General features: G+C 38.9%; 15 protein-coding genes and 2 pseudogenes. 11 read left to right on the plus strand and 6 right to left on the minus strand.

The genetic code is table 11. The features are described 5' to 3' along the window. Together CAN34_RS11680 and CAN34_RS11685 are read right to left on the minus strand one after the other, a co-directional pair. Nucleotides 1-320, minus strand: a pseudogene (locus CAN34_RS11680) (transposase); the annotation flags it as partial. A 123-nt stretch (nt 321-443) separates the two neighbouring features. Next, on the minus strand, nt 444-1,178 hold the full coding sequence (locus CAN34_RS11685; RefSeq protein ID WP_089555795.1) for a hypothetical protein: 735 nt from the start codon (nt 1,176-1,178) through the stop codon (nt 444-446). A gap of 587 nt (nt 1,179-1,765) precedes the next feature. On the opposite strand from CAN34_RS11685, the gene CAN34_RS11690 reads away from it, so the two are divergent. Further along, the gene (locus tag CAN34_RS11690; protein ID WP_228719551.1) at nt 1,766-1,939 is read left to right on the plus strand and encodes a helix-turn-helix domain-containing protein; all 174 of its coding nucleotides are present in this window, start codon (nt 1,766-1,768) and stop codon (nt 1,937-1,939) included. Nucleotides 1,940-2,077: 138 nt separating this feature from the next. On the opposite strand, the pseudogene CAN34_RS11695 reads toward CAN34_RS11690, so the two are convergent. Beyond that, nucleotides 2,078-2,673, minus strand: a pseudogene (locus CAN34_RS11695) (recombinase family protein). A gap of 414 nt (nt 2,674-3,087) precedes the next feature. On the opposite strand from CAN34_RS11695, the gene CAN34_RS11700 reads away from it, so the two are divergent. The 4 genes from CAN34_RS11700 (at nt 3,088) to CAN34_RS11715 (ending at nt 8,061) form a co-directional block, all read left to right on the plus strand. Beyond that, entirely contained in the window at nt 3,088-3,618 is a 531-nt protein-coding gene (locus CAN34_RS11700; protein WP_089555796.1) for a fimbrial protein, read from the plus strand. A 78-nt stretch (nt 3,619-3,696) separates the two neighbouring features. Further along, nucleotides 3,697-4,422 carry a molecular chaperone gene (locus CAN34_RS11705; protein WP_089555797.1) on the plus strand — a complete coding sequence of 242 codons (726 nt, stop codon included), beginning with the start codon at nt 3,697-3,699 and terminating at the stop codon, nt 4,420-4,422. Between the two features lie 70 nt (nt 4,423-4,492). Continuing rightward, nucleotides 4,493-7,048, plus strand: coding sequence for a fimbria/pilus outer membrane usher protein (locus CAN34_RS11710; protein ID WP_089555798.1), 2,556 nt, complete (start codon nt 4,493-4,495; stop codon nt 7,046-7,048). Beyond that, nucleotides 7,045-8,061: a fimbrial protein gene (locus tag CAN34_RS11715; protein WP_089555799.1), complete on the plus strand. Its 1,017-nt coding sequence runs from the start codon at nt 7,045-7,047 to the stop codon at nt 8,059-8,061. The genes CAN34_RS11710 and CAN34_RS11715 overlap by 4 nt, the downstream gene beginning before the upstream one ends. A gap of 273 nt (nt 8,062-8,334) precedes the next feature. On the opposite strand, the gene CAN34_RS11720 is transcribed toward CAN34_RS11715, so the two are convergent. From CAN34_RS11720 to CAN34_RS11730, 3 genes are all read right to left on the minus strand, one after another. Then, nucleotides 8,335-8,616, minus strand: a complete 282-nt coding sequence (locus tag CAN34_RS11720) for a hypothetical protein (protein WP_174668368.1) — start codon at nt 8,614-8,616, stop codon at nt 8,335-8,337. A gap of 282 nt (nt 8,617-8,898) precedes the next feature. After that, nucleotides 8,899-9,102: a hypothetical protein gene (locus CAN34_RS11725; RefSeq protein ID WP_089555800.1), complete on the minus strand. Its 204-nt coding sequence runs from the start codon at nt 9,100-9,102 to the stop codon at nt 8,899-8,901. A 646-nt stretch (nt 9,103-9,748) separates the two neighbouring features. Further along, entirely contained in the window at nt 9,749-10,732 is a 984-nt protein-coding gene (locus CAN34_RS11730) for a LysR substrate-binding domain-containing protein (protein WP_089555801.1), read from the minus strand. Between the two features lie 100 nt (nt 10,733-10,832). Between CAN34_RS11730 and CAN34_RS11735 the strand changes: the two genes are divergently transcribed. The 6 genes from CAN34_RS11735 (at nt 10,833) to CAN34_RS11760 (ending at nt 19,561) form a co-directional block, all read left to right on the plus strand. Next, nucleotides 10,833-11,921: a tartrate dehydrogenase gene (locus CAN34_RS11735; protein ID WP_089555802.1), complete on the plus strand. Its 1,089-nt coding sequence runs from the start codon at nt 10,833-10,835 to the stop codon at nt 11,919-11,921. Between the two features lie 174 nt (nt 11,922-12,095). Further along, nucleotides 12,096-13,802, plus strand: coding sequence for a BCCT family transporter (locus tag CAN34_RS11740; RefSeq protein ID WP_089555803.1), 1,707 nt, complete (start codon nt 12,096-12,098; stop codon nt 13,800-13,802). 280 nt (nt 13,803-14,082) lie between these two features. Further along, nucleotides 14,083-15,198, plus strand: a complete 1,116-nt coding sequence (locus CAN34_RS11745; protein WP_089555820.1) for an aromatic ring-hydroxylating dioxygenase subunit alpha — start codon at nt 14,083-14,085, stop codon at nt 15,196-15,198. A 74-nt stretch (nt 15,199-15,272) separates the two neighbouring features. Next, the gene (locus CAN34_RS11750) at nt 15,273-16,724 is read left to right on the plus strand and encodes an NAD-dependent succinate-semialdehyde dehydrogenase (protein WP_089555804.1); all 1,452 of its coding nucleotides are present in this window, start codon (nt 15,273-15,275) and stop codon (nt 16,722-16,724) included. 44 nt (nt 16,725-16,768) lie between these two features. Beyond that, entirely contained in the window at nt 16,769-17,728 is a 960-nt protein-coding gene (locus CAN34_RS11755) for a PDR/VanB family oxidoreductase (protein WP_089555805.1), read from the plus strand. Nucleotides 17,729-17,848: 120 nt separating this feature from the next. Continuing rightward, nucleotides 17,849-19,561 carry a 5-guanidino-2-oxopentanoate decarboxylase gene (locus CAN34_RS11760; protein WP_089555806.1) on the plus strand — a complete coding sequence of 571 codons (1,713 nt, stop codon included), beginning with the start codon at nt 17,849-17,851 and terminating at the stop codon, nt 19,559-19,561. Nucleotides 19,562-19,715 lie beyond the last annotated feature (154 nt).

Consider the following 19,715-nt stretch of genomic DNA (forward strand, 5'->3'; position numbering starts at 1 on the left):
GTCTTTAATAAAGGCGTACCTGACTAGCTGTGCTTGGCGAAGTACGCCGTCGCCTTTTTTAGTATCTCGCGCTCCTCCTCGGCAACTTTGAGCTGTCGTTTGAGGCGCTTGTTCTCTTCCATCACGGCCATAAGCTGTGGATCGTACTGCTCAGTCCCTTCAAGCTTGCCTTGGTTGGCTTTGTTCTGCCAGTTTGATAAGGTCTGCATCGCGATGCCAAGCTGCTTGGCGGGCGCTGAGATGTTGCCGCTATTGTCCGCTATCTTCTTAACGGCTTCTGCTTTAGATTCTGTGCTATAAGTTCTGATTTTCTTGGTCATGGTAAACTCCTGTGAATACGCTTAGTTTACCAAGTTTAGGTGTACGGTTTCTTCAGCATAGCTGAATCTTCTAAACTCACTCAACTTTTATTCTTCAATCATTAAAACCACTCTTGCATCAGGCTAAGGAATTTTTTTATCATCGATCTTAATAACAACTAGTCTGGCTGGATCCTGTATTTCTCCACCCAACACCATTGGATTTAGAGATGCATCTGTAGACATAACATCTTTTTTCGTTTTTTCTATTGCGGTTGCAATGGATGCTGACTGTTTAATCGCTTCTTGCATTAATAATGGTACTTCTACTGGGCTTATATAGTCATTCATTGATGCCATACATATCCCAAAAAGAGCAACGTCAAGAAAAGTAGCAGCTTCATCTTTGCTTTGTAGTGTTGTAATTTTTTGCAGCTCTCTTACAACTCCACCAAGTTCAACGCCTGTGCCTACTCCTTCAGGTACAGTAACGTTTAGAGTTAAGCCACCTTCTGAATCTCGCGCTTTAATGGCTGCAGCGGACATTACACATGTCTTTTGTTCATAAAGATTAACTGTTTCCTTTCCTTCATAATATTTCTCAGTTATTTTACCTTTTTGGTTATATTTGAACATTGCCCTATCTCGCTCATAGGTTATTATTTTTCCATCTGAATCTCTTAGGTATCTACTCATGCTCACCGCAGCGGACGCATCTGGTTTCCATGCATGAATGCCGTCGCTTTTTCCATCCTGTGTAAGGTATGAAAAACTAATAGGCGCCTTCTCTTTACCAAACTTCAATTCATACCAGCTAGTACAGCCACTAAAAGTGAAACTCGTTGCTAATATTACTGCTACTGCGGTAAATTTATTCATGAGAAACTCCTTGTCATTAAATGCTAATTCGAGGTTCAGTATCAGTTTATAAGTTGCGTATTGTGGAGTATCGTTACGATACAAAAACGCAATTTTGAAACTGTCTTACTCAGTACAAAACGCATAAGCTATAATGCTTTGGTAAGAAACATTACTTTAAATAAACTTAAACCCATTACTCTTTTTTAATTAAATGATAGTTAGATGAAGGATAGTAATCCTAATATTTGGATAGAAAAAAAAGGCTTAGATTAACCTAATATTTTCTTTATAGAAGTGCTTCTGTCACCTAACATCTAACAATTCTGATAAAAACATCTTGATAGCATATATATTAAACAATAACTATTTAGCTTTAATATAGAAACAATATACTTTAGCTTAAGTTAAATCCACAATATTTGTAAAAACGGATATATATATTTGTATCTGCGCATTATAGAAAAGAAGTTGAGGTTAAAGAACTGTATAGAAGTTAAAAAAACAACTATTGTTTGGCAGAATAGTCGTTTCCCCATGACTATAGCCAATCTCTTTTAAAAGTGTTATAACTTAAATCAACCAACCTATTATCATCATAAATACCCATGACTTATTCACTAGATTTTCGTAAACAAGTACTCAAAAGCTTAGACGAGGGTATGACCTTTGCTCAAGCAGCTGAGTTCTATAATCTCAGCCCAACCACCATACAAAACTGGAAGAGACGTATCCATAGCCAAACAACAAGGCAAACTAAGCCTCATAAAATAATGGAATGAATCGCCCCGGGATTATAGGAGACTCAACATTCTTTAATTGGTAATTTTATGAATACTAACTTGACAACAAGCGATATGTTTTTTAGATAATTTGAGTATTTGAGTATTTGAGTATTTGAGTATTTGAGTATTTGAGTATTACTTCGCTTCTTTAGCTATAACAGCTATTAGATGCCGTGAGCACTTAGCCGTTTTTTGAATATCAGAATAGCTATGACCTGATTTGAGTAGACTAGCGATGATCTTGCGCTTTTCGGTATCTTTCCTACGTCCTGAATACTTACCTTCTGCCTTAGCACGAGCAATACCTTGCATCTGACGGTTACGGCGATCCTCATAATATTTTCGAGCAATGGCTGCGAGCATATCCAGCATCATCGAGTTGATGGCTTGCAATACACTGCTCATAAATTCAGTGCTGCTTTCAGATTGAAGCGCCATATATGAGGTAGGCAGCTCTTTTGATACGATAGCATTCTTTTGAGAGTATCCCAATCAGCTTGGTTCAAACGCGCCAAGCGATCAATCTGCTCAACTAAGATAACATCGCCCTTATGAGCATCTTCAATTAGCTGCATAAGCTTGGGTCACACCAAGATAGCTCCTGATTCGTTTTCGACATAAAAGGCAGCAATTTTGTGGCCATGATCGTTGGCAAATGCTATGAGTTCGCTTTTGGCATGCTTAGCGTCTTGTTCTTTGGTAGACGCTCGTAGATACGCTCTAATAAACATAAGCACCTAAAATAGTCTGTTATAAGTGGTTCCATTATACCAGTCTGTTTTAAGTAGTCTGTTAATAGGTTTGAAGGGTGAAATAACTGGTTCCGCTAGGGTATACCCTTAGCTTCACAAAAAGAATTACTGAAAACTTAATTTCATAAAAATTGGTATCTGTCAATAGATAATGTTATGAGCGGTATGTTTGATGGTATGAACGGTTATTTTTTTGTAATTATTAATGAACAAATATCTATTAAAATTAACTCATTATATAAAATATTAATATATAATAATAATATTTACTTTAAAATCAAATAGTTATAATTAATATTATTTTTAACTAAAGAAACTATGTTTGCTTGTAAAGAATATGAGGTATAATGAATTAACAAAAATTTACACTCAACCTCCTTTAAGGTAATAGCGATGAAAAGAATTTCTTTAGCACTTTTAACAATTTTAGCAACTTCTAGCGTATTCGCTGCTGATGGTACCATTACAATTAATGGTCAGGTCACAGATAAAACTTGTACAATTAATCAGTCTGCAAGTAAAGATTTTACAGTCACGCTGCCTACGGTTTCTACAAGCGTACTTGCAAATACTGGTGATGTTGCTGGACGTACGCCTTTTACTATTAACCTAACTGGTTGTACAGCAGGTAGTAAAGTTGCTACTTATTTTGAGCCAGGTACGACTGTTGATTTCAAAACAGGTCATCTAAACAATGCGACTGGAACTGCTAAGAATGTTCAAGTACAGTTATTAGGTTCAAATAACTTAGTTATTCCTGTGCTAGCTGCAGGGGCTGGTGGCACTCAGACTAACTCACAGTTAGTAGATGTGAGTGGTACTGGTTCAGCGGATCTTAACTACTATGCTCAATATTATGCGACTGATGCATCAGTTGCCGGTAGCGTTGCAACCTCTGTAAAATATACGATTGTTTATCAGTAATCTTGCACTAGATTAATAAGAGCTAGGATAAGTTACAGGCCTGGCTCTTTTTTTTATTCTTTAAGTCGAGATAAGCATATGTCATTCAAACAGTTATTCTATAAAACACTCCTAATTGCGCTTTTAACGCCGGTTAGTTTAGTGAATGCAGAAATCATTATTCATGGTACTCGTGCTGTTTACCCTTCTGATGCACGTGAGATCACTCTCCAACTGAGTAACGATGGAAAAAGCCCCTCTTTAGTACAAGTATGGATTGATGAAGGCGACCCACAAGCAACGCCTGATCAATCACAAGCTCCTTTCATCATTACGCCACCTATATCACGTGTCGAAGCTCAAAAAGGTCAATTTATACGTATAACCAGTTTGCCTACCGTGAATGCGTTAAGCAAAACGGAAGAGACGTTGTTTTGGTTAAATGTGTTAGATATACCGCCAAAACCCTCTGCAAAAGATAAAACGGCAGCACCTGATAACTTTTTACAGTTGGCGGTTCGCTCCCGTATTAAGTTCTTTTATCGTCCCAGTGGTATTAAACAGGATGTGACGCTCGCCCCTGAAAAAATTCAATGGAGTAGTAAAGGATCTAATATAATAGCCAAAAACCCAACACCTTTTCATATAACCATCACTGCTATCACCCAAGAAGATGCAGGTAAGCGTATTGATATCCTGTCAGAAGGTCTGATGCTAAAGCCTTTTTCTGAACAAAGTATCTTACTAAAAAGCCCTAGTATGAAAAACATGACATTTACCACGATTAATGATTATGGTGGCCGTGTGAACCATAGTATTAAGTAAACCTTCTTTTTCGGCACCTACACTTACATAACGCAAAGGCCTACTAGGTTTTTGATAAAATGGCGATGCGATGCACAGCACAGTACATACTTATGAGTATATTAAGCGACATTTTAAATGCTACTTAGCTTGTGGTGTGATTGCTTTTAGCATGCCATCATTGGCCGTCGCCAATGATATTGAAGATACGTCCGCCGTTACAACCGCTGAGTTTAACTCTGACTTTCTAATAGGCGATGCCAAGAAAATTGATATCAATCGTTTCGCACAGGGTAACGCTATTTTACCCGGTCGCTACAACGTGGATGTTTATGTCAATGAGAGCTGGTTTGGCAAACATCAAATGGTGTTCAAAAGTACTGAAGATGATAGAAGTTCATATACTTGCTTTTCCTCAAAACAACTACTGGAATACGGTATAAAAGCCGCACTGATCAAGAAAAGACTTGAAGTGAGTGATGAGAGCTGTCAAAAGATTGGTGACTGGGTTGAAGATTCATTTTACGAGTTTGATACCTCAAAACTACGATTTGATATCTCAATACCGCAAATTGCGATGGAAAGAAATGCACAAGGCTATGTCGATCCAAGCGTTTGGGATCGTGGTATTAATGCAGCATTCGTGTCATATAATGCCAGTACCTATAAAACCCATGACAAATCACAAAATAACGCCGATAACACCAATGCGTTTGTTTCATTAAATACAGGGGCAAACCTTGCAGGTTGGCAGTTTCGCCATAATGGACAGTGGAAATGGGAAGATGAGACTGAGAACCAAGATTCTAAGTCAACTTACGACTCTATTAGCACCTATGCACAGCGTGCTTTTCCTAAGTATCAAGGTGTACTAACACTGGGTGATAGCTTTACCAATGGTGAGTTATTCAACTCATTCGGATATCGTGGTGCCGAATTCTCTAGTGACGATCGCATGTTACCTAGTAGTATGCTCGGATACGCGCCACGAATTCGTGGTAACGCTAAAACCAACGCCAAGGTCGAAATTCGTCAGCAAGGTCAACTGATTTATCAAACGACAGTGGCTGCTGGCAGCTTTGAGATTAACGATTTATACCCGACAGGGTTTGGTGGCGAGCTTGAAGTCTCTATTTTAGAGGCCAATGGCGACGTTCAAAAATACTCAGTTCCTTATGCGTCAGTAGCGCAGATGCTGCGTCCAGGAATGAGTCGTTATTCGTTAATGACGGGTCAGTTGCGTGACGCTGATATAGATATGGATCCATTCATTGTTCAGGGCCAATATCAACGTGGAGTCAACAACCGTATAACAGCTTATGGTGGCTTTCAGGGATCGGAAGATTATACAGCGATTACGTTAGGGAGTGCATTTGCAACGCCAATAGGGGCAGTTGCGTTAGATGTGACTCACTCGAAAGCAGATTTTGATCGTCGTGAGAAAGAGACAGGACAAAGTTACCGTATCAGTTACAGTAAGCTGATCACACCGACAAACACCAACCTAACCTTAGCAGCATATCGTTATTCAACCGAAAATTATTACAACTTACGTGATGCATTGTTGGCTCAAGAACTGGAAAAAAATGGTGTGGGTTCTGGCTCTTTTGGCAAACAACGTAGCGAACTTCAGGTAACGTTAAATCAAGGGCTACCTAATGATTGGGGTAATCTTTATGCGACAGGCTCTTGGGTAGACTATTGGGATCGTCAAGAGGCCTCAAAGCAATATCAAATTGGTTATAGTAATAATTATCGTAATCTCAATTATGGCTTATCAGCAATCAGAAGAATGGTGGAAAATAGCGCCACCAGCCAAAATGAAGACGATACAGAGTATATGCTAACCCTATCACTGCCACTTTCCTTCAAACGCAACGCAGTTAATCTAAACTCAGTTCATACGCAAAATAATACAACAGTTGGAATGAGCGGCGTGGTAGGAGATCGCTTTAACTATGGCGCTTCAGTATCAACAGATTATGAAGACAGCTCAAGCTTAAGCGCCAATGCTCAATACCGAACCAATTTTACGACATTAGGCGGCTCTTATGGCACTTCAGATCAATACGAGCAGGTTTCATTAACAGCGAGAGGCAATATCGTTGCTCACTCTGATGGTGTTCTTTTTGGTCCAGACCAAGGCCAAACCATGGTGTTAGTGTATGCACCTAATGCCACAGGCGCTAAAGTAAATAATACCAACGGTTTGACCATAAACAAATCAGGTTATGCTGTGATTCCTTACGTGACCCCTTACCGTCTGAATGAGATTGTTTTAAATCCTGAAGGTATGTCATTAGATGTAGAACTAGATGGCACCAGTCAACGTATTGCACCTTATGCCGGATCAATCTCAAAAGTTGATTTCGTCACCAAATCAGGCAAGGCCCTCTATATTCGAAGCTTAAATACCAAAGGTGAGACACTTCCTTTTGCTGCCGAAGTATACGATTCAAAAGGGGAGTATGTGGGCATGGTTGCTCAAGGTAGCTTGGTTTATATACGCACCAATACTTTGTCGGATACAGTGACAGTGAAATGGGGTGAAGAAAAAAACGAGCAATGCAACATACATTATGATGTCACCACTCAAGCACCCCAGAGTGAAAAAAACATGCTGATGTTAGAAGGTTTGTGCCAATGAATTATAAAGTATTAAATGGTATTTTTTTACTGATGGGCTGTGCTTTTAGCTCAGAGTCCTATGCGGTATGTACACCGGAAATTGGATTTAAGTCAGTAGACATTAGGATGGATGTGGGCAGAGTAGTCGTTAAGCCAAGCGATGCTGTCGGAACAGTTTTGAGGCGCGCTTCTTTTCCTATTGCTCCTAACGGTTCTACGATTACTTGTAATACCACTGGAGGAACCATCCAAGCCATTCTTTCCAAATACCCTTCATTAAGCCCTGCAGGCGGTGCGTCTGTATATAATACCAATATCAAAGGTATTGGTATTCGTTTGTATAGAGATGCTGGAAGCGGTTCAAACTTTTCCGGTTACTATCCTTATAGCCGTCCTCTAACTAATGGTAAATATACGTTAGGGGCAGGTTTTTTTGTGGTTGAGATTGTTAAAACAGCTACTTCGACAGGATCGGGCGCTCTTAGTGAAGGAAGATACAGTAGTTATTATTCACCTGACGATGTCACCAAGCCTTTTTTGACAAGTACCGTCTATGGTAATGCCATTACGATTGCCTCATCGTCTTGTGAACTTTTAGGAGAAGTTAATAAGACCGTGCAACTACCAACCGTCAGTAAATCTGGATTTAAAGGTGTGGGTTCTACACAAGGCACTCAAGCTTTTGATCTAAATTTTTTATGTAATGGTGGTGAAAACCTAACCGCTTATCAGCAAAGTAACGAAATTAGCTTGAATTTTGATTATACAGCAGCGGCTAATACGACCAATGTTTTGGCCAATAGCGCACCTGCATCAACAAGAGCGAAAGGCGTTGGTGTTCAGCTAAAAACGACTTACAACAATAACAGTAAGATAATTGCAAAAAATGAAAAGCTCAAATTAGGTACTGTGAAATCGAATCAAAATATTCAATATAATTTTCCATTAAGCGCAAGTTACTATCAAACGGATGCCGTTATCACCCCAGGAAAGGTCAGTTCAGTGGCCACTGTTACTATTCAATATGAGTGATCTAACCCTTAACATTTTATATTTCTTAGTAACTGATGGGTATTGCTATAACGGGTCTTATAAAAAATGACTTTATGAGAGCCAAAAAAACTGATCGTTGGTATTGAGGATAAATTAAAATAAGAAACGCCGTAAAAACTTGGGACATAGCCGACAGTTCGATGCCTTTACAGAGAACCAAACTGGCAGCCGTAGCTATGCTTATCGTCCAACTTTAGCAAGCATAACTGCTGCTGTGATCATCCTTGCGTAGTAATTGAGTTTGGAAATCACTCAGGTAATCAAACTGTCGTCTGTACGCACAGTGTTTACGAATTTTACTTCTTGTTGTGTTATTTGCTTTATCTTAATTGGTACAGCACATAACCACGGCATACCACCAGTACAATAGAAACTGCCATTCTTAAACGATACGATATAAGCTGTAAAGTCATTGCCGTCATGAGCTGTCATTGCTTGTTCGTCGCTCTTATCATCGATAGAACACCATACTTGCTTGTCACCACGCTCTAGCATTGCGCGAACTAAATCACTTCCTCTCAACTCATTACCCATTTTCATTCCTTAATGATGGATCAATAAAGCTTCTAAGATTATATTTAGCACCTAAATCATTTTCTTTTCCAGCTTTTTTCGATGAAAGGCGAAGTTTGGCGATAGGCTGTCTAACTCCTTCATAGAGTCATTTTCAATAAGCGGAATGACCTGTTCGAAAAGTCCTTTTTTGCAGTGTACCTCCCATACTAGAACACAAACTGTCGGCTGTATGTCCAGTGTTTACTGCATTCTTTAGGTTTATTTATTATCAATACCAACAATCGCTTTTTATTTTAGCTGCTACAGTCCTAAATCATCTAGCGATTCGATGCCAATGACTTTGGCTGCTATCAATCCTCTAATGAATCCTTTTGTCAGCTGCTCGTTATCTGCTTTGCTTATTTCCATTCTGTCAGTGTCGATTGTGATCGTGTCTAACCAGTCAGTGTTAACGCTAGGGTCTTGATGATAAATTACTTGTCGTGCTTGCTCTGATTTATACATGGTTATTTTTCCTTAAATCCTGATTGGTGCGCTGCGTAGGAACCAAAATCACTACAACATATCAAAAAACTTAATCACCAGCATGGCTGTTAATAAAAAAACAAGAATGGCTGCCACTAGTGCCTGTAAGAAAAACTTTTTATTATCCATAATCAATCTTAATATATTCTTTTAAACGAATATATATGTTAATTACCTTCTGCGGTGGAAAATACCCTCGAATTATCTATTTCAAGTACACCACGATGTACACTGGCGACAACAATCTACACTTAATGCCTTTAATATCAACATTTTAACTATCAGATTCGATTCCCACTAAAGGAACCGAACCAGTGAAAGTGCCTGATTGGTTCGCATAGGTATACCCTAGTTATACGCTGTGCCACTTAAGATAAACGAAGTCACACAAAATGATGTGATATGTTAGATCTCTTGAATAAGTCATTGCTAGCCCTCGTAACTCCGTCAGTGGAAGTCAATGAACTGGTACTTTCGCAAGAAGTCTGTTGATTCATGCTGTTTGAATAAACCTGCTAATTACAGCGGGTTTTTTATTGCCTGAAGATTCTCTTTTAATCAATTTAGAAATCTATTATTGGTATAGTCAATATTTATCAATCTTCCAAGTTGCGACATTCGAATATTATATAAATATTTTTTCTATAGGAAGTCTAATATCATCTACTTCAGCCAAAATTGGCTTACCTCTTGTTAGACTGTTTAGGCTTTGCAAACGATTTAATAACTCAGTTTGAATAAACAGAATACAAATCTTTAATTTAGATGAGCTTTTCAAACGAGAAGGGTAAACTGCCCATATATCGGCATCCTGCCAATAACTAGTCAAAACATGCTGTAGTTTACCAATTCTTATTTCTTCTATAACGTCCCATACCGAACAGAGCATGACACCTTGGCCATCAATTGCTAACTGCTTAATTACAGCACTGCTATTTGATATAAATTTTGGTTCAATGGAGATGGAAATGTCTTCCATAGGGCTGCGTAATTTCCATACATGTTTTGACTGATCTCTTTGTTTAGTTGCTAAGCAACTATGGTTTATTAAATCATCCAAATCGTCTGGCTCATCATTGATTTTTAGATAATGAGGAGAAGCACATAAGATTCTATAGTTAGGTAGAAGTTTTTTAGCAATCATATTTGGAGCTATATCGTTACCTACACAAATATCTAAATCTAAGCCATGCTCGATCAAATCTAAAGTACGATCAACTGTATCAAACTGGATGTTTAAATCAGAATATATTGTCATTAGTTTCGAGAGAATTGGAGCAATATGAGTATGTCCGAAGCTGAAGTTACTAACAATATTAATCTTGCCAGTGGGTAAACTTTCTGGATTATTTATTATATTTTCAAGTTTTTCATACTCACTAAGAATATGGAAAACCCGTTCAAGTATCAGTCTTCCGTCTTCTGTCAAACTGATGTGGCGTGTACTGCGATGAAATAGAGAGCATTTGAGGGTGTCTTCTAAAATACGTATGCGTTTGCTGACATAGGCAGGCGAAGAATTAAGCTCATCTGCAGCTGCAGTGAAACTTTTCTTCCTTGCAACGGTATAAAAAACGTTCAGATCGGAAAGACTGGGTAGATTGTTCACGATTCGTGTTCCTTATGTTGATGATTAGGGTGTTGATCCTCTATTCTTACCGACGCATGATGGGGTCAAGGAAGCAATTGATAACCACAAGGAACGTTCTATGATCAAGAGCTTAAGAATAGCCGCACTTGCAGGCGATGGTATAGGATTAGAAGTTTTACCACAAGGCATCAAAGTAGTAAATGCAGTTGCAAAAAAACATAATATTCCATTGCAGTTTGAGAGCTTTGATTGGGCTAGCTGCGACTATTATCTTAAGCATGGCAAGATGATGCCTGACAATTGGTTTGAAGTCTTAAAAGATTACGATGCTATCTTTTTTGGCGCGGTCGGTCTGCCAGAAAAAGTTCCAGACCATATTTCTTTATGGGGTTCGTTACTACAGTTTCGACGTCGATTTGATCAATATGTCAATTTGCGTCCCGTTCGATTGATGGAAGGAGTGAATTCACCGCTTGCTAATAAAAAGCCTGGAGATATAGATTTTTATGTGGTTCGTGAAAATAGCGAAGGTGAATACTCAAATATCGGTGGTAAAGCCTTTGAAGGGACTGAGCGAGAGTTTGTATTACAGGAAGCAGTATTTACACGTTATGGTGTAGATCGTATTCTGAAATATGCTTTTGAACTAGCTAATGAGCGTGAAGCTAAAAAACTGACAGCTGCCACTAAATCTAATGGAATTGCTGTAAGTATGCCGTATTGGGATGAACGTGTTGATGCAATGTCCACGAATTATCCTGAAGTTAAGATGGACATACAACATATTGATATTCTAGCAGCACGATTTGTATTACAGCCGGAACGCTTTGATGTCGTGGTTGCATCCAATCTTTTTGGAGACATCCTGTCCGACCTTGGTCCTGCCTGTACCGGCACTATGGGCTTAGCCGCTTCAGCTAACTTAAATCCTGAACGAAATTTCCCCTCTCTTTTTGAGCCAGTACATGGTTCTGCGCCTGATATATCTGGAAAAAATATTGCTAACCCAATCGGGGCTATTTGGTCCGGTGCCATGATGCTTGATTTCTTAGGTAATGGAGACGAGTCTTTTGTCAAAGCAAGCCAAGATATAATGAAGGCTATTGAATATGTATTAATAAATGGCCCAAAAACTAGGGATGTGGGTGGCATAGCAAATACGAACGAAGCTGGTGATGCTATTGTATCGTGGATAATAAATAACTAAAAATATTTTTATTTCAAAGTTGGTTTTGAAAATATTTTTTTACTAAAGATTGAAAATCTTTGCGTATTTTGAAACTAATTTTAAACTAGAAAACCCGAGAAATTTCTTAAGATTGAGAGTGGTTATAAAAGAAGTGTTAAGTATTGTTTTAACTACATAAAAGGATTTGTTGATATGGATATCGACCAAACTCATACTGTAAAAACAGATAAGGTATTAGCAATTATTAGCTTATCTATAGTTTTTATTTCTGTGATTGCACTTTCAGTTTTTTCAGAAGAATCAATTGATTTTGCAGCCAAGCTTTTGTATTGGAGTACAACAATTTTCTCCACTCCAGTTTTATTATTTACAATTTTTTCATTTGTATTTGTTATCGGTTTAGCTTTTAGCAAATATGGTCATATCAAATTAGGTGAAGGTAAGCCTGACTATAAGACATCCTCGTGGATATTTATGTTTATGATGGCTGGACTCGGCTCTTCATTATTGTACTGGGGGTTTTTGGATTGGGCATATTATTATCAAACCCCTGGGTTAAATATTAAACCCAACAGCACTGAATCATTAAAATATAGCGTCCCATATACTATGTTTCACTATAGCTTTAGTGCTTGGGCAATCTATGCGATAGCTTCAATATCTGTCTGCTACAGCTTCCACGTTCGCAAGAATAAAGGCTTAAGTCTTGCTTCAATGATAGAGTCGATCACTGGTTTTAAGGCAACGGGTATAGTCGGGCGTCTTGTTGATTTGATGTTCTTGTTATGCATGTTTGGCGCCCTAACCATATCACTAGTGCTCACCGCACTCACTTTTACTAATATTTTGTCCTCCCTCACAGGTATACCAGATACTTTCATGACAAATGCTATCTTTGTTTTGGGGGCTTCAGTGTTGTTTGCGATAAGCTCGTATATCGGTATGGACAAGGGTATGCAACGGCTCAGTTCCATGGTGTGCTACGCATTGATGGCTTTTGTCGCATATATGTTTATTTTTGGCCCTACGAAGTTTATTTTAGATAATACCATCTCAAGTGTAGGTCATATGTTTACTAATTTTGTAAGCATGAGCCTGTTTACTGATCCGTTAGGTGATGGTAAGTTTACCCGTGAATGGACTGTTTTTTATTGGCTATGGTGGATCTCCTATGCACCAGGCGTAGCTTTATTTGTCACACGGGTTTCAAAAGGTCGAACCATTAAAGAGGTTATCTTAGCGATGGTGTTAGGTGGTGCTGTTGGTATGCTGATTCTCTTTGGCATCATGGAAAGCTTCAGTGTTTATCAATTCATTAATGGATTCGTTAATGTTCCGGAAGTATTGAGTTCGCAGGGTGGTGAGTTTGCCATCGTTCAACTATTGGGTATGCTTCCTGGTGGCACGATGATGATGTGGTTCTTGCTAGCAATTATGGTAATCTTTTTAGCAGCGCATATGGATGCCGTTGGGTATGCCGTGTCTGTAACGTGCTCTAAGGACTTAATGGAAGGTCAAGATCCTGCCCCAAAAACTCGATTATTCTGGTGTGTGATGCTAACGCTATTACCTCTGGCAATGATTTTTTCTAAAGCCCCTTTAGATACCATGAAAACGGCAACAGTTGTCACAGCAATTCCCTTTATTGTGATTATTTTAATCCAAACATTCGGCTTTGTAAGATGGTTACGTGAAGACTATTCAGCTTTGCCGTCTTATTTAATTGAAAAAGGTGAGATGAGTGAGTCTTTAAAACTTATTCAAAAAGAAAGGCTTATCCAAGAAAGTGAAGGGATAGTGATACATAAGCCTTCTGATTTAATTGAGAAAGGCGAGATGAATGATTCCTCAAGCTTCATTCAAGACAATCAAAAGGTGATAAAAGCCCTAGATTTATAAAATATTTAGAAATATTTAAATTTTGTACTTTTTACATAACGGAATCAATTTTAGGTCAATGCTTTAAAAACCTAACTCTATCTTTGACAAGGAGGTCACTATAAACACTAACAAGGAAGGTACTATGAACGCTAACAAAGAAAGCAATATGGACTCTAACAAGGAAGACACTATGAACGCTAATATGGGCTCTAACAAGGAAGACACTATGAACGCTAATATGGAAGATACTATGAATGCTAACAAGGAAAACGCTCTCAAAGGATCCAACAGTTCTACAATGGATGTAACGGATAAACTACCTGAAGATTTCGATCAGGATGCAGATAATGCTTGGACATTGCCTAAAGTTTTTTATACCTCTAAAACGGTATTCGAAAAAGAGAAAGAAGAGATTTTTGCAAAGAGCTGGATTTGCGTCTCACACATGAATGAAGTTGCCAATCCTAATGATTATTTTACACGTAAAATCATCGGCGAAAATATTATTGTTATTCGTGGTAAAGATTCGGTTTTACGTGCTTTTTATAATGTATGTCCTCACCGCGGTCATGAATTATTAACAGGATCAGGTAAGTCTAAAAACGTAATTACTTGCCCATATCATGCTTGGACTTTTAAGCTTGATGGTTCATTAGCATTAGCACGTAATTGTGAAAATGTTGCTAACTTCGATAAAGAAGAATTTAGCCTTGTTTCTTTAAAAGTTGAAGAATATGGTGGGTTTGTTTTTATTAATATGGATCCTGAGGCAACGTGTGTTGAAGATCAACTTCCTGGCTTCGCTAAAAAATTAAATGAATCATGTGCAGTGATCAAAGACTTGAAGCTTGCAGCACGATTCATGACTGATACACCCGCAAACTGGAAAGTTATTGTTGATAACTATATGGAGTGTTACCACTGTAGTAATGCCCATCCTGGTTTTGCAGACTCTGTTCAAGTTGATAAGTACTGGCATACCATGCATGGCAATTGGACGCTTCAGTTTGGTTATGCAAAATCTTCTGAAAAGTCATTCAAACTAGATCCATCAGCGGGAGATGCATCTTTTAGTGGGTTTTGGACATGGCCTAGTACCATGTTTAACGTAAACCCTGGAGGAGACTTCATGACTGTTATATATGAGTTTCCAGTCGATGAGGAAACGACTATACAGCAATATGATATCTACTTTATGAATGAAGAGTTAACTCAAGCTCAAAAAGACTTGATTGAATGGTACAAGCATGTATTCCGCCCTGAAGATTTGAGTCTAGTCGAAAGTGTACAACGTGGACTAAATTCACGGGGATACAGAGGTCAAGGACGTGTCATGACTGACCAACAACGTTCTGGAATTAGTGAACATGGTATCGCTCATTTTAATAGTCTTGTAGCAAAATATCATCAATAATTTTTTTAAATTCTTGGATAGGGGAAGAATACACCCTTCTCCTATTTTAACTAAAAGATATAGTAGGAAAGACTATGCAAACACTAAAGAATGTAACTTTATTTCAGCAGTCTGCTTTTATCAATGGCGAATGGGTAGAAGCAGATAGTAAAGCTCGAGTGATAGTTACAAATCCGGCTACAGGTGAAGAAATAGGTTCGGTACCGGATATGGGCTCTGTTGAAGCACTGAAGGCAGTTGAAGATTCGCATGATGCATTAGGGTCTTGGAAAGCCATGACTGCTCAGGCGAGAGCCGACATACTTATGTCATGGTACAAGTTAACTCTAGACAATGCGGAAGATATTGCTTTTATTATGACCATGGAGCAGGGTAAACCACTTGCTGAGGCATTAGGCGAAGTAAAATATGCAGCTTCATTTATTCAGTGGTTTGCAGAGGAAGGAAAACGTATTTATGGAGACGTTATTCCATCAACAAATAAAGATCAACGTTTTTTAATAACTAAAGAGCCCTTAGGTGTAGTAGCAGCAATAACACCTTGGAATTTTCCACTTGCTATGATTACTCGTAAAGCAGCTCCAGCGCTAGCAGCAGGCTGCACTATCGTGATAAAGCCAGCAAATGAAACGCCGTTTTGTGCTTTAGCAATTGCAAAACTAGCAGAACAAGCAGGTGTTCCGGCAGGCGTTATCAATGTTATAACAGGGAATTCAAAAGCGATTGGAAGTGTTTTTACAACACATGAGAAAGTAAGAAAATTAACATTTACAGGCTCTACGCCTATTGGGCGCTTATTGATGCAACAATGTTCCTCAACGGTTAAAAAACTTGCTTTAGAACTTGGTGGTAATGCGCCGCTAATTGTTTTTGAAGATGCAGACCTAGATAAAGCTATACAAGGTGCACTATTTGCAAAATTCCGAAACGCGGGACAAACTTGCGTTTGTGCAAATCGTATTTATGTTCATAAGAAAATATACAGTGAATTTGCAGCGAAATTTATAGAAGCGGTTAAAGGTTTAAAGGTTGGTAATGGTCTTGATAACCAAGTACAAGTTGGTCCTTTAATTAATGAGAAGGCTATTATTAAGGCTGAGAAATTGATTGAAGATGCTTGTAATAAAGGTGCCTCCTTAGTTTGTGGTGGCAAGCGCCATAAACTTGGTCATAGCTTCTTTGAACCAACAATTTTAACTGATGTAGATAAAAGTATGGACATTGTATCTGAAGAGATCTTTGGTCCTGTTGCCCCTTTAATTAGCTTTGAAAGTGATAAAGAAGTAATCGAGCAGGCGAACGATACAATATATGGTTTAGCTGCTTATATTTATACTGAAAATATTTCTCGAATTTTTAAAGTTGCAGAACAGCTTGAATATGGAATGGTTGGTATGAATTCAACCGCTATTTCAAGTGAAGTGGTGCCTTTTGGTGGAGTAAAACAATCTGGTTTTGGTCGTGAAGGTTCTAAATACGGCTTAGAAGAGTTTGTAACTACAAAGTACCTATGTCTAGAACTATAGCGTTAACCTAAAATACTAAATCATATTTAGAGTAGGAGTTGAAGATGACTGAAAGTTATCAAATGTTCCCTTCTATAGTAGCCGAAGTTGAACAGCTTACCCCCTTAGTAAAGCGCTTTACGTTCAAACGTATTGATGGTGAATCTTATCCTGAGTTTACAGCAGGGAGTCATATGTTTGTGAAGATGAATGATAAGCTCTCTAATGCCTATTCGTTAGTAAGCAATGCTAAAGATTTGTCAAGTTATCAGATTTGTGTGCAACAAGAAGTAAACGGTAAGGGAGGGTCTACCTTTATGCATGAGCATTGCGTCAAAGGTTTTCAATTAGAGATCTCTTCACCTAAAAACTTATTTGAATTATCCCATACTGGTCAAAAACATCTTCTTATTGCCGGTGGTATCGGCATTACACCGTTTATGACTCAGATGGAGGAGTTGGCTCAACGCAATGCAGATTATGAATTAAAGTATGCGTGTCGTGGCCCAGAATATGAAGCTTTACTGAATAATTTGGATAAGAATATTCATGCTGATCGTATTCAAACGTACGTTAGTAGTGAAGGCGTATTTTTAGATTTGGATCAGCTAATTTCTCAACAACCTTTAGGGACCCATATATACGTATGTGGGCCAAAACCAATGATTGACGCTACTGTTGAAGCTTGTGATAAGTATCGGCATCGTGACGAGTATGTCCACTGGGAGCAGTTTTCTTCAAACGTATCTGAAAGTGGCAATGCTTTTACAGTAATTTTAGCTAAATCAAATCATCGTATTGAGGTACAACATGATCAGACTATCTTACAAGCGATAGAATCCTTGAATATTGATGTGGAATGTTTATGTCGAGAAGGTGTCTGCGGTACCTGTGAGACAGTTATTCTTGAAGGTGAGGCTGAACACCTTGATCAATACTTAGATGATGAGGAAAAAATTTCGCAGAAAACGATGATGATTTGCGTATCTCGTGCAAAGAATAAAGAAATCACCTTGGAACTTTAAACGTCTTAAAGGTTTAATCCATAGTAGTTGATTATTTTTAGATAAAGTTAAAGTAATTTATTAAGACATGTTTGATATTAGACTATAACTCTGACAGTAAAATTTAAGGATGAATTTTTTATGACACAATCGATATCGACGCCAACAGCAACCACTCCGCCAACTATTCCATCGCTGACTTGTGGAGAACTATTGGTACAATGGTTAGAATATTATGGAGTAGAGACTGTATTTGGTATTCCTGGCGTGCATACCGTAGAGTTATATCGCGGCCTACCGAATACTAGTATTCGCCATATCACGCCGCGTCATGAGCAAGGCGCTGGGTTTATGGCCGACGGTTATTACCGAGCATCTGGCAAAGTTGGCGTCTGCTTTATAGTTACTGGGCCTGGCATGACCAATATCATGACCGCAATGGCGCAAGCAGCTGCTGACTCCATACCGATGCTAGTCATCTCTAGTGTTAACAAAATTGAAAATACGGGTAGCGGTGAAGGGCACTTGCATGAATTACATGATCAGCAAGGCCTAGTGAGTAAAGTTGCGCTATTTAGTAAGACTATCTGGCACCCTGAGGCTCTACCTAAGGTTATTGCCGAAGCTTTTTCATTATTTAATGGCGCGCGACCAGGGCCTGTTCATATTCAATTACCCATTGATGTGATTACAGCGGATGCCAGTCATGTTGCCAAGCCGCCGGCAAACAACCAAGCCGATATAGATAGCTTAATGCTACCTCAAGTCATGAGACCGCTTCCCAATCCAGCGCAGCTAGATCTAATTATTGACTGCCTAAAGACTGCAAAAAACCCAGTTCTACTCTACGGTGGCGGTTGCGTTGCTGTAAATAGTGATGCGCAGAAACTTGCCGAGCTTATCGATGCGCCAACCTTTTTGACCATTAATGGCAAAGGTCTGTTGCCGCCGGGTCATCCGTTAAGTTTGGGGAGTAATCAATCGTCAGTAGCGGGCCGCGCGCTTATCGCTGAGGCAGATCTGGTACTAGCGATTGGTACTGAGCTTGGCGAGACTGATTATGATATCGTCTTTGATAAAGGCTTTCATATCAATGGCACACTTATTCGAATTGATTGTGATGCACGACAGTTGCAACGTCCATTTAGAGCTAATATTGCCGTATTAGCGGATGCTCAAATGGCGATTACTGGATTATGTGAACGCTTAGAAAATCAAGGTTTTAATCGTGACGCGAGTGAGCGAGTAGCACAGATAAAACAGGAAATAGCAGCGTCTATGCCAGCAAGCTTTGCTGGTCAAAGTGCACTACTCAAACTGATTAGAGATACGCTACAAGACGTTATTATGGTCGGTGATTCTACGCAGCCTGTTTATAGTGGTAATAATGGGTTTGAGGCTTTGGGTACTCGCAAGTGGTTCAATTCAGCGACAGGGTTTGGGACGTTAGGCTACGGACTACCAGCTGCTATTGGTGCCATGCTGGCGAATGATAATGCAGTGGTCAGTATAATCGGTGATGGCGGTATTCAGTTTACGATAGCTGAGCTGATTTGTGCCGCAGAGCTTGAGCTGCCACTAATAGTATTGTTGTGGAATAACCAAGGCTATGGCGAGATTCGTCGCTATATGCAAGAGCAAGGTTTACCTTTAATTGGCGTTAGTATCAAAACCCCTAACTTTGAGCTGTTAGCAGCAGGGTTTGGCGCAGGCTATCGCAGAATTACAGATAAACAACAGCTGGTAGAGGCGCTGCAGCAAGATACAAAAGGACAGCAACCGATTATTTATGAGATCGATGAAGCTGATGAGTTTATTGCTGAAATGGGTGAATCATATACTTATTTTAGCTAAGTAGGCTGGGGTTTGGTCAATCCAATGAAAAAAGCCAAGAGTATTTGGTCTTAGCGTAGCTTCATTATCAATAATGAAGGTTTTTCATCACCTGCGCTTAATGAGCTTACTTATTTTAGTAGATAACATAGCTATGCTATCTACTAAAAATATC

Origin of the sequence: Psychrobacter sp. DAB_AL32B (assembly GCF_002224105.1) — a bacterium.
In the GTDB taxonomy this organism is placed as follows: domain Bacteria; phylum Pseudomonadota; class Gammaproteobacteria; order Pseudomonadales; family Moraxellaceae; genus Psychrobacter.